The 12,918-nt window shown below is 68.5% G+C and carries 12 protein-coding genes; 10 read left to right on the top strand and 2 right to left on the bottom strand.

All coding sequences use genetic code 11. The annotated features are described in order from the left end of the window. Positions 1-19: 19 nt before the first annotated feature. Together BLQ75_RS08365 and BLQ75_RS08360 are read left to right on the top strand one after the other, a co-directional pair. Positions 20-757 carry a class I SAM-dependent methyltransferase gene (locus tag BLQ75_RS08365; protein ID WP_092600537.1) on the top strand — a complete coding sequence of 246 codons (738 nt, stop codon included), beginning with the start codon at positions 20-22 and terminating at the stop codon, positions 755-757. Between the two features lie 255 nt (positions 758-1,012). Then, positions 1,013-1,420: a hypothetical protein gene (locus BLQ75_RS08360; protein WP_092600297.1), complete on the top strand. Its 408-nt coding sequence runs from the start codon at positions 1,013-1,015 to the stop codon at positions 1,418-1,420. Positions 1,421-1,472: 52 nt separating this feature from the next. Here BLQ75_RS08360 and BLQ75_RS08355 read toward each other — a convergent pair whose 3' ends face one another. Then, positions 1,473-2,159, bottom strand: coding sequence for a metal-dependent transcriptional regulator (locus tag BLQ75_RS08355; protein WP_092600295.1), 687 nt, complete (start codon positions 2,157-2,159; stop codon positions 1,473-1,475). A 205-nt stretch (positions 2,160-2,364) separates the two neighbouring features. On the opposite strand from BLQ75_RS08355, the gene rlmN reads away from it, so the two are divergent. Beyond that, positions 2,365-3,480 carry a dual-specificity RNA methyltransferase RlmN gene (gene rlmN / locus BLQ75_RS08350; protein ID WP_092600293.1) on the top strand — a complete coding sequence of 372 codons (1,116 nt, stop codon included), beginning with the start codon at positions 2,365-2,367 and terminating at the stop codon, positions 3,478-3,480. A gap of 377 nt (positions 3,481-3,857) precedes the next feature. On the opposite strand, the gene BLQ75_RS08345 is transcribed toward rlmN, so the two are convergent. Then, on the bottom strand, positions 3,858-4,157 hold the full coding sequence (locus tag BLQ75_RS08345; RefSeq protein WP_043572732.1) for a DUF2631 domain-containing protein: 300 nt from the start codon (positions 4,155-4,157) through the stop codon (positions 3,858-3,860). 257 nt (positions 4,158-4,414) lie between these two features. Between BLQ75_RS08345 and dxr the strand changes: the two genes are divergently transcribed. The 7 genes from dxr to map all read left to right on the top strand — a co-directional run bounded on the left by dxr (position 4,415) and on the right by map (position 12,874). Then, complete coding sequence (gene dxr / locus BLQ75_RS08340; protein WP_052428021.1) at positions 4,415-5,677, top strand: 1-deoxy-D-xylulose-5-phosphate reductoisomerase; 1,263 nt, start codon at positions 4,415-4,417, stop codon at positions 5,675-5,677. Beyond that, positions 5,677-6,957 carry a M50 family metallopeptidase gene (locus tag BLQ75_RS08335; protein ID WP_092600291.1) on the top strand — a complete coding sequence of 427 codons (1,281 nt, stop codon included), beginning with the start codon at positions 5,677-5,679 and terminating at the stop codon, positions 6,955-6,957. Before dxr ends, BLQ75_RS08335 begins: the two co-directional genes overlap by 1 nt. A gap of 245 nt (positions 6,958-7,202) precedes the next feature. Beyond that, a complete protein-coding gene (gene ispG / locus BLQ75_RS08330) occupies positions 7,203-8,351 on the top strand; it encodes a flavodoxin-dependent (E)-4-hydroxy-3-methylbut-2-enyl-diphosphate synthase (protein WP_092600289.1) in 1,149 nt (382 codons plus the stop codon). A 191-nt stretch (positions 8,352-8,542) separates the two neighbouring features. Then, positions 8,543-9,379: a GNAT family N-acetyltransferase gene (locus BLQ75_RS08325; RefSeq protein WP_092600287.1), complete on the top strand. Its 837-nt coding sequence runs from the start codon at positions 8,543-8,545 to the stop codon at positions 9,377-9,379. A 215-nt stretch (positions 9,380-9,594) separates the two neighbouring features. Then, positions 9,595-11,406, top strand: coding sequence for a penicillin-binding transpeptidase domain-containing protein (locus BLQ75_RS08320; RefSeq protein ID WP_211481239.1), 1,812 nt, complete (start codon positions 9,595-9,597; stop codon positions 11,404-11,406). A 73-nt stretch (positions 11,407-11,479) separates the two neighbouring features. Beyond that, a complete protein-coding gene (locus tag BLQ75_RS08315; protein WP_092600535.1) occupies positions 11,480-11,893 on the top strand; it encodes a type II toxin-antitoxin system VapC family toxin in 414 nt (137 codons plus the stop codon). A 123-nt stretch (positions 11,894-12,016) separates the two neighbouring features. Further along, positions 12,017-12,874 (top strand): type I methionyl aminopeptidase, encoded by an 858-nt coding sequence (gene map / locus BLQ75_RS08310; RefSeq protein WP_043572172.1) that lies wholly within the window; start codon positions 12,017-12,019, stop codon positions 12,872-12,874. Positions 12,875-12,918: the final 44 nt, after the last annotated feature.

Here is a 12,918-nt window from a genome sequence, read left to right as displayed (position 1 = left end):
GCTCGTGGTGTTCGGCGGACTGTTCACCGTTGCCGGTTCCGTTCGTGCGACGGCGGGAGGCTCCGAGGTCCGGCCGAGTCCCAACATCTGGAAATGGCCGGATCTCTACGAGGTGGAGAACACCGCGCAGGACGCCACCGGTGCCGTCTGGGCCGAGCTGCGTCGGCACCAGGACTGGTGGGGTCTCGACGTGGTCGACGTCGGTTGTGGTGCCGGTTTCCACCTGCCCGTGTTCGCGCGGCGGGCACGCAGCGTGCTGGGAGTGGAACCATATCGACCGCTGGTGCGACGGGCGCGCCGCCGGATCGCGCGTTCGTGGGGCACGGGGTCGGTCAGGGTGGTCCGCGGGACCGCCCACCGGCTGCCGTTGGGGGACGCCGCCGCGGACCTGTTGCACGCCCGCACCGCCTACTTCTTCGGGCCGGGGTGCGAGGCGGGTATCGCCGAGGCCGGGCGTGTGCTGCGTCCGGGCGGCGCGCTCGTCGTGGTCGACCTGGACGGCAGTGCCGCACCGTACGGCGAGTGGATGCGCGCCGACCTGGCTGACTTCGATCCCGGCAGAATCGAACGCTTCTTCGCCGCCAGGGGGTTCGACAGCTTCGGGGTGGAGACGCGTTGGGTGTTCCCCGACCGCGCCAGTCTGGAGGCCGTGCTGCGCATCGAGTTCTCCCCACCTGTGGCTCGCCGGGCGATCGAGTCGGTGCCGGGCACCGTCGTACCCGTGACTTACCGAGTTCGGATTCGTCGTTTCGGATGATCGCTTCTTCCGCCTCGCGCCGCGTGATCGGCGGAACGGGCGGTTTCCCGCCTCGTGGCCCTGGCCGATCGGTTTCGGAACCGGGACGGAGAGGCCAGGGCGAGACGATCGTCACTGATCGCGACCGGGCGGAGGCCCCGATGGGCCCGAATGGCGCCTTGTCGCCGGCCGTTTTCCATGATCGACTGTGTTCGGGCGAAGTCGGGGGGCGTTCGTTTCGGGAAGTTCCGATTTGTTGGCAGGGGTGCGGTGGCTATGGCTGGGGGACCGGTCGAGACGTTGGTGGCGGGGTTGGACCGGGTGGCGCGAATGGAGGCCGATGAGCGTGCGGCCGTCACGCGGGAGCTGGGCAGGGACTGCCCGATGTACCGGTCCCTGTTGAGTACGGTCACCGTCGCCAGGACAGTGGCGTTCGCCTCCGGGCTGGCGCTGTGCGTGGCCGTGCTGATCCTTGCTCAGGATGCCCCGATGGAGTGGGTGGCGGCGTTCGTGTTCGCGGGACTGTTCGGGTTCGGCTGGGTGGTCGTGCGGCTCACCGACAACAGGTTCGACCTGCTGCTGGCGGTGTTGGGAACCTACGACGCGGAGCGGGGGTGGCGGGACGGCTCGACGGACACCCCCGCGCTCGGCGAATCGTGCCGTTCGGACGACCCGGTCCACTGAACGTCGGTTCCCGAGCTGCGGTGGTTCCGGGGCGCAGACCGGACTCGTGAACTCATTTCTGCACCGTGATGGACAGCGTCTGGGCGATCTCGGAGCCGAGGAAGTGCGTTTCGGTCGCTCCGGCGTCACCCACCCGCACCACCAGAGGACCGCCGAACGGTTTCCGCTCCACGACCTCTATCCGGTTGCCCAGCGTCAGACCGTGGTCGGTGAGGTAACGCAACAGCTCGGAGTCGGTGTCCCAGACCCGCGCTATCGTGCCTACAGTGCCCGGTTCCAGCTGTTCCAGCAGTTTCGTGGTGGGCTTTTCCACCACGCCGTCGGCGCTCGGGATGGGATCGCCGTGCGGGTCGTGCGTGGGGTGTTCGAGCTTGGCGGCGATGTGCTCGATCAGCTCGTCCGAAACGGCGTGCTCCAGGGAGTCCGCCTCCTCGTGCACCTCGTCCCAGGTGTAGCCGAGGACCTCCACCAGGAACAGCTCCAGCAGCCGGTGCCGCCGCAGTACGTCGCAGGCGAGCCTGCGCCCCTCGTCGGTGAGTTCGACGCTGCGATACCTCTCGTGAGTGACCAGCCCGAGCTGCGCGAGCTTGTTGATCATTCCGGAAACGGAGGAGGGGCTCAGGCCGAGACGTGCCGTGAGGGTGGTGTTGGTGACCGCCGCGCCCCGCTCGCCCAGCCCGTAGATCGTCCGCACGTAGTCCTCCACGGAGGCTGAGTGGCGCTCGACCATGCCAGTCATGACTTCACAATAGGACGAGGCCGGAGAATCCCGCCCGTGCCCCGTGAGGCAACCGCGAGTTCGGCACTGAGCGTGTCTGTGGCGATACCCAACGAATCCGGTTCTTCCGGGGGTGTCCGCTTCGGCGCTACGGCTGAGGGGCGGCCCGCTCACGGAGGTGACCGTCGCACTTCGCCGCTCGCTGTCGTGGGATACTGGTGGGGCTATGACCTCGAAGTCCCTACCCCTCATCTTCGACGCCCCCAAACGGGGGATGCCTCCCCGGCATCTCGCCGACCTTTCCGGGGAGCAGCGTCGTACCGCCGTTTCCGAGCTGGGTGAGAAGCCGTTCCGGGCGCGCCAACTCGCGCAGCACTACTTCGGCAGGCTCACGGCCGACGTCTCGGCGATGAGCGATGTTCCCACCGCGAGCAGGCAGCTGCTGGCGCAGGAGCTGCTGCCCACGCTGCTCACCGCGGTGCACAACCTCGACACCGACGAAGGGGCGACCCGCAAGACCCTCTGGCGCGCGCACGACGGGACCACGCTGGAAAGCGTCCTGATGCGTTATCCCGACCGCGCCACCGTCTGCGTCTCCAGCCAGGCGGGCTGTGGCATGGCCTGCCCGTTCTGCGCCACTGGTCAGGGGGGTCTGCAGCGCAACCTCTCCACGGCCGAGATCGTCGACCAGGTCCGGCAGGCCGCCGCCATGCTGCGTGACGGGGAGTTGCCCGGTGGGGAGGGCAGGCTCTCCAACGTCGTTTTCATGGGGATGGGTGAGCCGCTGGCGAACTACCGACGGGTCATCGACGCGGTGCACCGCATCTGTGATCCCGCTCCGGACGGGCTCGGGCTCTCACAGCGCTCGGTGACCGTCTCCACGGTGGGGCTAGCCCCCGCGATCCGGCGAATGACGGAGGAAGGGCTCCAGGTCACGCTCGCCGTCTCGTTGCACACCCCCGACGACGAGTTGCGGGACACGCTGGTCCCGGTCAACAACCGTTGGAAGGTGGCGGAGGTGCTGGAGGCCGCACGCGGCTACGCCGAGCACACCGGTAGGCGCGTGTCGGTGGAGTACGCGCTGATCCGGGACATGAACGACCAGCCCTGGCGTGCCGACCTGCTCGGAAAGCTGCTGCACAAGCACCTGGGGAGGTTCGCCCACGTCAACGTCATCCCGCTGAACCCCACACCGGGGAGCAAGTGGGACGCCAGCCCGAAACCGGTGGAACGCGAGTTCGTGCGGCGCGTGCGGGACTCCGGGGTCTCCTGCACGGTGCGCGACACCCGTGGTCAGGAGATCGCGGCGGCCTGCGGCCAGTTGGCCGCGGAGAACTCCTGAGCGTTCGTGGCCGGAACCCGGGCAGAACTCGCTGACCCGGTTGGCCCGGGTTCCGGCCACCGTCCGTAAGATCGGTCGTTGGTGAACAGCGAACCGAGCTCCGGGACGGCCCCGCCCGGCGATGCGTCCACCCCGTGCCCCGGGGTGCTCGGCCCTCGCGGATCCGATCCCCGCGAGCACGCGCCGTGGGGGTTCGGCCGGACCACACGCGGTGGCCCCGGCTCGCCTACCCGGAACGGCTCGCCTACCCGGAACGACATGGCCGGGGCGGGAACCGCTCCGGCGGCGAGGGAGCGACGTCGCGCGGTCCGCCCACGCGACGTCCGTGAGCTCCTCGCGTGAGCCGCGGCGGTGGAATCCACCGCCGGAGGAGCACGTCAGCGCCGCCAGGAGACGCGGCGCCTGCGCAGGTCGTAGATCAGCCCGGCCGCCATCCCGAGCGCTATCGCGATCAGCCAGATGTCCGCGCTGATGAAGCCGTCACCACCACTGAGAATGCCCTGGTGGTTGCCGATCAGCATCATCACCATCGCGAAGGTGCAGAACCAGCCCGCGATCTGGATGCCCTTCGGGAACGAGCCGTGCCAGCCCCACTCCACCGAGGGCTCTTCGGCCGGATCGACCGCCTGGGTCGGTGTCCGTTCGTTCTGGGTCTGCTCCAGCTCCGTGCTTGCCACGTTCTCCTCCTGTAACCCGTCGCGGCTGCCGACCTCGGAACCGCGACGCCGAATCGTCGGCATCGGGCGGTACGGCTTCGTCGCGGGCCGAACGCCACACGGCACGAGAACCGCCGATGCCGACCATCTTCGCACACCGCCGGGTGACCGACGCCGGAGTGCTGTAGGCAGTGCGCCCGGTCACTCCGGGCGGGCGGGGTGGGGGCGGTTCCGCCCAACGCGACCGCGATGACACGCGAGGTCACCGATGGGCGACAATGAGCCCGATGGTCTCCGCACAACCGGACACGCCCGCTCGCGACGACGGTCGCGACACGGTGCAAACTCTCACTCTGCTGGGCTCCACCGGATCCATCGGCACGCAGGCCCTGGAAGTCGTCCGGCGGGCTCCGGAACGGTTCCGGGTGGTCGGTCTCGCCGCGGGCGGGAACGATCCCGCGACGCTGGCCGCGCAGGCCATCGAGTTCGGGGCGGAGGTCGTGGCCGTCGCCAGGGCCACGGCCGTCGAGGACGTGCAGCTGGCGCTGTACGCGGAGGCGCAGCGGCTCGGCTACTCCGCCGGGCACTTCCGGCTGCCGCGCCTGCTGGCCGGGCCGGACGCCGCCACGGACATGGTGGACGAGACCGAGGCCGACGTGGTCCTCAACGGCATGGACGGTTCGCGGGGGCTGCGGCCGACCCTGGCGGCGCTGCGCGCCGGATCGCGGCTGGCGCTGGCGAACAAGGAGTCGCTGATCGCGGGGGGCCCACTGGTCACGCGTGCCGCCTCCCCGGGGCAGATCACGCCGGTGGACTCCGAGCACTCCGCGCTGGCGCAGTGCCTGTGGGCCGGTCGCACCGAGGAGGTGGAGCGACTCGTGCTCACCGCTTCCGGGGGACCGTTCCGGGGTTACGATCGCGCGGCGTTGCACGAGGTGACCGTCGAGCAGGCCCTGGCGCATCCCACCTGGTCCATGGGGCCGGTCGTGACCATCAACTCGGCGACCATGGTGAACAAGAGTCTGGAACTTATCGAGGCCCACCTGCTGTTCGGGGTGGATTACGAGCGCATCGACGTGGTCGTGCACCCGCAATCGATCGTGCACTCGATGGTCACCTACGTCGACGGCGCCACCATCGCGCAGGCCAGCACGCCCGACATGCGGCTGCCGATCGCGCTCGGCCTGGGCTGGCCCGACCGGATAGGCGGAGTCACCCCACGGCTGACGTTCGAACAGGCGGCCTCGTGGACCTTCGAACCGCTCGACGACACGGCCTTCCCCGCCGTGCGGCTGGCGCGTGAGGCGGGGAGCCGGGGCGGGTGCCTGCCCGCGGTCTACAACGCCGCGAACGAGGAGGCGGTGGCCGCGTTCGTCGCCGGTAACAGTCGTTTCACCAGCATCGTGCACACTGTGGAGGAGGTACTGGCAGGGGCCGACGCCTGGTGCGCCGAGCCGGCCAGCGTGGACGAGGTGTTCGAAGCCGAGGAGTGGGCCCGCCGCAGAGCCCGCGAACTCGCCGGTATGGAAAGAGCGCATTGATGCTTGTCGTGCTGGGCATCCTGATTTTCTTCCTCGGGCTGCTGTTCTCGATCGCTTGGCACGAGTTGGGCCACCTCGCGACGGCGAAGATGTTCGGCGTCAAGGTGACCCAGTACATGGTCGGGTTCGGCCGCACGCTGTTCTCCAGGCAGGGCAGGGAGACGGAGTACGGCGTCAAGGCCGTCCCGTTCGGCGGCTTCATCCGGATGATCGGCATGTTCCCGCCGAAGCGGGACGAGGAGTACGGGCGCACCGCCTCCTCCGCGCCGTGGCGGGCCATGGTCGAGGACGCCAGGCAGGCCGTGGCCGAGGAAGTGCGTCCCGAGGATTCCCACCGGCAGTTCTACCAGCGCAAACCCTGGAAGCGGATCATCGTGATGGCCGCGGGCCCGTTCATGAACCTGATCCTGGCCATCGGCATCTTCACCTCGGTGCTGATGGGCTACGGGATCGCGGAGCCCACCACCACGATTCACTCGGTCAGCGAGTGCGTGGTGCCCGAAGATCAGAACACGGAGGAGTGCCCTCCTGACGCGCCGAAGTCACCCGCGGCGACGGCGGGTTTCCGGGCCGGTGACGAGATCCTGCGGTTCAACGGCCAGCCGGTCGAGTCGTGGTCGGAGCTGCGCGGCTCGATCCGCGAGTCGTCCGGCACGGTGAGCGTGCTCGTCGAGCGGGACGGCCGCACGCTGACACTGCGTCCGGAGCTCATGCGCAACACCCAGCCGAAGCTGGGCGACGCGGAGGGTTACGTCGAGGTCGGTTTCCTCGGGGTGGTCCCCACCGATCACCTGGTGCGGCAGAACTTCGGTCAGGTCGTCACCCGGATCGGCGGCATGATAACCGCGACCGCGCAGAAGGTCGTGGAGCTGCCCAGCAAGGTGCCTGATCTGGTGGCCGCCATCGGCGGGCAGGAGCGAGCGGAAGACTCCCCGGTGGGGGTGGTCGGCGCGAGTCGGTTGGGCGGTGAGGTGCTCTCCTACGACGAGCTCTCGGTCGGTGCCCGGCTGATCATGATGGTGCAGCTGTTGGCGGGCGTGAACCTCTCGCTGTTCCTGATCAACATGCTGCCGCTGCTGCCGCTGGACGGCGGGCACATCGCGGGCGCGTGCTGGGAGGCGCTGCGGCGCAACTTCGCGAAGCTGACCCGCAGGCCCGACCCCGGCCCGTTCGACACGGCCAAGCTGATGCCGCTGGCCTACGGGATCAGCATCGTGTTCATCGCGTACTCGCTGCTGGTGTTGGTCGCGGACGTGGTCAACCCGGTCACGTTCACTTGATCCCCCGGTAACAGCGTTCCGAAAGGTCCCGCGGTATCACGCACCGTGTTATTAAACTCACTCGAAAGGCCTGCTAAGAAGGCGGGCATCACTCGAAAGGTGACTTCCCGTTCGAGTCGTGGTGCGTGCCGGTATCGTGGGTGGCGGTCCGGTGCCTCTCACCCGCCGGGCCCCGTCACCCCGAGGTTCCCGTCATATCGCGGGACCGACAATTCGATCCGCATTGCGAAGGTGGAGAAGACGCGATGACCGTCGATCTGGGTATGCCCGCCAATCCCGAACCGGTACTCGCGGAACGGCGTAAGACCCGGCAGTTACAGGTCGGGCCGGTCGGTGTCGGCAGTGACCACCCGATCTCGGTGCAGACGATGACCACCACGAACACCACCGACATCAACGGAACGCTGCAGCAGATCGCCGAGCTCACCGCTTCGGGCTGTGACATCGTGCGCGTCGCGTGCCCGAGTGCCGACGACGCCGAGGCGTTGCCGATCATCGCGCAGAAGTCCCAGATCCCGGTCATCGCCGACATCCACTTCCAGCCCAAGTACGTCTTCGCCGCGATCAGGGCGGGGTGCGCGGGTGTGCGGGTCAATCCCGGCAACATCCGCAAGTTCGACGATCAGGTCAAGGAGATCTCCAAGGCCGCGAAGGACACCGGTACGCCGATCCGGATCGGGGTCAACGCGGGCTCGCTCGACCCGCGCATGATGGAGAAGTACGGCAAGGCCGTGCCGGAGGCGCTGGCCGAGTCGGCGCTCTGGGAGGCCGGCCTGTTCGCCGAGCACGACTTCCACGACGTGAAGATCTCGGTCAAGCACAACGACCCGGTCGTGATGGTGCGTGCCTACGAGATCCTAGCCGAGCGTTGTGACTACCCGCTGCACCTGGGCGTCACCGAGGCCGGCCCCGCTTTCCAGGGGACCGTCAAGTCGGCCGTGGCCTTCGGCGCGCTGCTGCGGCAGGGCATCGGGGACACGATCCGCGTCTCGTTGTCCGCACCGCCGGTGGAGGAGATCAAGGTCGGTACGCAGATCCTGCAGTCGCTGAACCTGCGGCCTCGCAAGCTGGAGATCGTCTCCTGTCCGTCCTGCGGTCGTGCGCAGGTGGACGTCTACAAGCTCGCCGACGAGGTCACGGCCGGTCTGGAGGGCATGGAGGTTCCGCTGCGCGTGGCCGTCATGGGGTGCGTGGTCAACGGTCCGGGTGAGGCCAGGGAGGCCGATCTGGGCGTGGCCTCGGGCAACGGCAAGGGACAGATCTTCGTCAAGGGTGAGGTCATCAAGACCGTCCCGGAGAGCCAGATCGTGGAGACGCTCATCGAGGAGGCGGGACGCCTGGCGGAGGGCATGGAGCAGGACTCCGGCGACTCGCCCACCGTCACCGTCAGCTGAGCCGGGGAGTGAGGCCGGGAACGATTCGGCCACGGGACGGTGGTCGAGTCGTTTCACCGGGTCGTGTAGCCCGGTTCCGCTGTCCGGGTGGCCCGAAGAGGTCCTTCGAACGGGTGATCTCGGTGCGGAATTGCTCACTTCCCGAATGTCTCGTGCGGCGTTTTCCTCTCGAGTTCTGGCACTCTTGAGCAGTGCTCAAGCTCGCGGGTGCTCGGTTGTTGCAGGGACGGGACGTGGCCTGCGTCCGTTCCCTGCTGGAGTCGGATCCCGTGTCGGCCTGCATGGTGCTGTCCCGCATCGAGGCCGCCCAGGTCAACCCGCTGTACCTGAGCGGGGAGCTGTGGGGCTACGGCAGCGGCCCGGAGGGGGTGTGCTACTCGGGGGCCAATCTCATCCCGCTGCGCGGTGGCAGGGACGCGATGCGCGCGTTCGCGGAGCGGGCCGCCCGGCGGCGCCGGGTGTGTTCCTCGCTCGTCGGCCCGGCCGAGCAGGTCATGGCGCTGTGGACGGAGTTGTCCCCGCACTGGGGCCCCGCGAGGGAGATACGCCCCGAGCAGCCCCTGCTGGTGATGTCCGAACCGCCGACCGGGTGGGTCGATCCCGAGGTGCGTCAGGTCCGCTCCGAGGAGCTGGACAGCTACCTGCCCGCCGCCGTCGCCATGTTCGTCGAGGAAGTCGGGGTGGACCCCCGCAGGAACGGCGGAGCGGTGGGCTACCGCGCACGCATAGCCGACCTGATAGCCAGCGGCCGTACGTTCGCCAGGTTCGAGGACGGTCAGGTGGTCTTCAAGGCCGAGATCGGAGCGGTATCCAGCACCGTCGGGCAGATCCAGGGGGTATGGGTACGTCCTGACCGGCGTGGCAGCGGGCTGGGCGCGGCCGGTACCGCCGCCGTCGCCGACCACCTGGTTCGCGTGATGAGGCGAAAGGCCAGCCTCTACGTCAACGATTTCAACGTCGCCGCCAGGGCCGCCTACCGCAAGGTCGGTTTCCGGCGGGCCGGGACATTCGGCACCGTGCTGCTGTGAATCGGGGCGCGGCGCCGGAGGCCCCGGAACCGGGCCGCTTCCCGAGAAGGGGCCGTCAGCGACCGCTTCGGGTGTGATTCGGAACACTTTTGTTCGTAGTCATGCGATCGGGTGAGATCTTACTTCCTGTTCAACAAGTTTCCCGATCCCTCGGTGCGTTGTGCGCGATGCGTTGTTCGAGACATCCGGTCGATTTCTTCGGCATACTGCGGTGTGTGCGTACAGCTGCTCGTGCTCTCAGCTTGCTGACGGGACTGATCGTCACCGTGCCGGTGGCCTCCTGCGGCGTTCTCGATTCCGGCCCTTCCGCGAAGGACGCGGCGGAGGCTTATCTGAACGCCTTCGCGGCGGGTGACAACGCCGAGGCCGCCCGGCGCACCGACGCCCCGGAAGCCGCTCGCGACTTCCTGGCCGAGACGAGACGGAACCTCTCGCCGGACAAGGTCAGGGCCTCCGTCACCGAGGTGGAGTCCGGCGGTGGTGACGACCCCACAACCGCGAACTTCCGCGCCTCGTGGAACTTCGGTTCAGAGCGGGTGTGGAACTATCGGGGAAGCTTCGAGCTGCGTGATCGCGAGGGGGAGTGGAAGGTCCACTGGCAACCCTCCGTGGTACATCCCGAACTCGGTTCGGGGCAGAGCCTGCACTACCAGTCGGACCCGGCCACCCCCGCTCCCGTCCTCGGACGTGACGGAACCCGCTTGATGGGTCCGCAGCGGCTGGTCCGGGTCACGGTGGTGCCGAAGGAGACGAAGAATCTCTCCGAGGTCGCCGGGTCGCTGGCACGGGGACTGCGGCCCGTCGCCCCCACGGTCACCGCCGGGGGGATAGTCGAGGGGGCCGAGAAGATCCCCGAGGACCAGGCGTACACGGTCGTCACCCTGCGCTGGTCCGACTACCAGCGGGTCAAGTCGGCGATATACGAGTTACCCGGTGTCCGGTTCCCGGACGAGACCGCCCTGGTGGCTTCGGAACGGGATTACGCCTCGCAGGTGCTGCCCGCCATCTCCGAGAGCAGGAAGGACCGACTGAACGGTCGCGCGGGCTGGCGCGTCTTCACGGCAAACGCCTCGGGAGCGAAGCTGAAAACGCTGCACGAGGCCGAGCCCGAACCGACCGAGGCGCTCAAGACCACGCTCAGTGATGAGGTCCAGCACGCGGCCGAGTCCGCGGTGGACCCGATCGACAAGCCCGCCATGATCGTGGCGATGCGGCCCTCCACCGGCGGTGTGCTGGCCGTCGCCCAGAACGAGGCCGCCGACCAGAAGGGCGCGCTGGCGCTGACGGGGCAGTACCCGCCCGGATCGACCTTCAAGATGGCCACCGGCCTCGCGGCCCTGGAGGCGGGGAAGGCCGACATCGACACCAGGCTGGGTTGCCCGGCGGAGCGGACCTTCAACGGCAAGACCCTGCCCAACTCGCACCACTTCGAGCTGGGGCGGGTGACGCTGCGGAAGGCGTTCGCCGAGTCCTGCAACACCACCTTCGCGAAGTTGGCCACCGAGATGCCCGCCTCGGCACTGCCCGACGCGGCCGAGAAGCTGGGGATCGGTGCCGACTTCGCCGTCCCGGGCATAACCACGCTCACCGGGGACGTGCCCGCTTCCGAGGGAAGGGTGGCGCGCGCCGTCAACGGCATCGGTCAGGGCGAGGTACTCGTGAGCCCGTTCGGGATGGCGCTGGCAAGTGCCTCGGTGGCCCACGGTTCCATGCCCACGCCGAAACTGATCCAGGGGGCCGAGACCCGCGTGAACGAGCAGGCCGGGCAGGCCCCTTCGAAGTCCGCGTTGCGGCAGCTCCGCGAGATGATGCGCGAGGTCGTCCGCTCCGGGACGGCCACCGAGCTGTCGGGGCTCGGCGAGGTGGCGGGCAAGACCGGTACCGCGCAGTTCGGCGACGGTAGTCGGGCGCACGGCTGGTTCACCGGCTATCGAGGGGACATGTCGTTCGCGGTGTTGGTGACCGACGCTGGGACCTCGGAACGTGCGGTGCGGGTGTCGAAGGAGTTTCTCGACGGGATCCGGTGAGCCGGGTGTGTTAGGTTGTCGCGCACCGTGCCCGACCGGGTGCGGTGCGACAACACCGTCGACGGGAGTGGATGTGATCTACTTCGATTCTTCGGCCCTGAAGAAACTGATCGCCGCCGAACCGGAGAGCGGGGCGCTCAGCGTGTGGATCCGCAGTAACTGGGAGCAGCCGCGCGCCACCAGCGCGGTGTCCAAGGTCGACATACTGCGCAGTTTCCGTACGGCCGGGCCGGCGGCCGAAGACCTCGCCTCGATCGTGGTGTCGAAGATCGAACAGCTGCCCGTCGGTCAGGAGGTGCTCGACGCCGCGAGCGGGTTCGACTCGCCGTTGAGTTCCACGGAGGCGATCCACCTGGCCTCGGCCTGCCAGGCGGGCGAGGGGTTGCACGCCTTCGTTTCCTACGACCCCGTGATGCTCCGGGCCGCCGAACGCGCCGGTCTGGTGACGGTCTCGCCCGGCAACGGCGTGTCCGACTCGCGGGGCTGAGCTGTTCCGCACCCACGCGGCGCCGGAGAGTCGTGGGGGTGGTCGTTGTGTGGTTGGTCATTTCGGGGTGAGGTGGTCGCCCGTGGGCGGTTCCGCGCCGTGACGACGTTCTAGAGTGAGGGCATGCCCGTACGAAGCCCGCTGCAGCCAGGACAGCAAACCCCGCGCCGTCCGGTGCCGTCGAACATCGAGCGGCCCGAGTACGTCGACAAGCCGGCCCCTCGGCGCAACACGGACCCCGATGTCCAGCCCCCCGAGGTGATCGACGCCATGCGAGTCGCGGGCAAGCTCGCGGCCCAGGCGTTGGAGGAGGCGGGCAAGGCGGTCCGCCCCGGTGTCACAACCGACCACATCGACGCCGTGGTGCACGAGTTCTTCGTCGACAACGGGGTCTACCCCTCCACGCTCGGTTACCGGGGGTTTCCCAAGTCGTGCTGCACCTCGCTGAACGAGGTCATCTGCCACGGGATACCCGACTCCACCGTGATCGAGGACGGTGACATCGTCAATGTCGACGTGACCGGCTACGTCGGCGGTGTGCACGGTGACAACAACGCGACCTTCCACGCGGGCGACGTCTCCGAGGAGGCCCGGCTGCTCGTGGAACGCACCCACGAGGCGACCATGCGCGCCATCCGCGCGGCACAGCCGGGGCGGCAGCTCAACGTGATCGGGCGCGTCATCGAGTCCTACGCCAAGCGCTTCGGCTACGGGGTGGTGCGGGACTTCACCGGGCACGGCATCGGCCGTTCGTTCCACAGCGGTCTCGTGGTGCTGCACTACGACGAACCGTCGGTGCAGACGGTGATCGAGCCCGGCATGACGTTCACCATCGAGCCGATGATTACGCTCGGCACCCACGAGTACGACGTGTGGGACGACGGCTGGACCGTCACGACCAGGGACAAGAGCTGGACCGCGCAGTTCGAGCACACCATTCTGATCACCGAGGACGGCAACGAGATCCTCACCCGTCCCTGAGACCGTCCGCGCGGCGGTGTGAGTGGTGGCACTCCTCGCGGCGG

Origin of the sequence: Actinopolyspora xinjiangensis (assembly GCF_900104475.1) — a bacterium.
GTDB lineage: Bacteria > Actinomycetota > Actinomycetes > Mycobacteriales > Pseudonocardiaceae > Actinopolyspora > Actinopolyspora xinjiangensis.
Note: the sequence above shows the minus strand (reverse complement) of the source record. Positions and strands in the feature narration are given on the sequence as shown.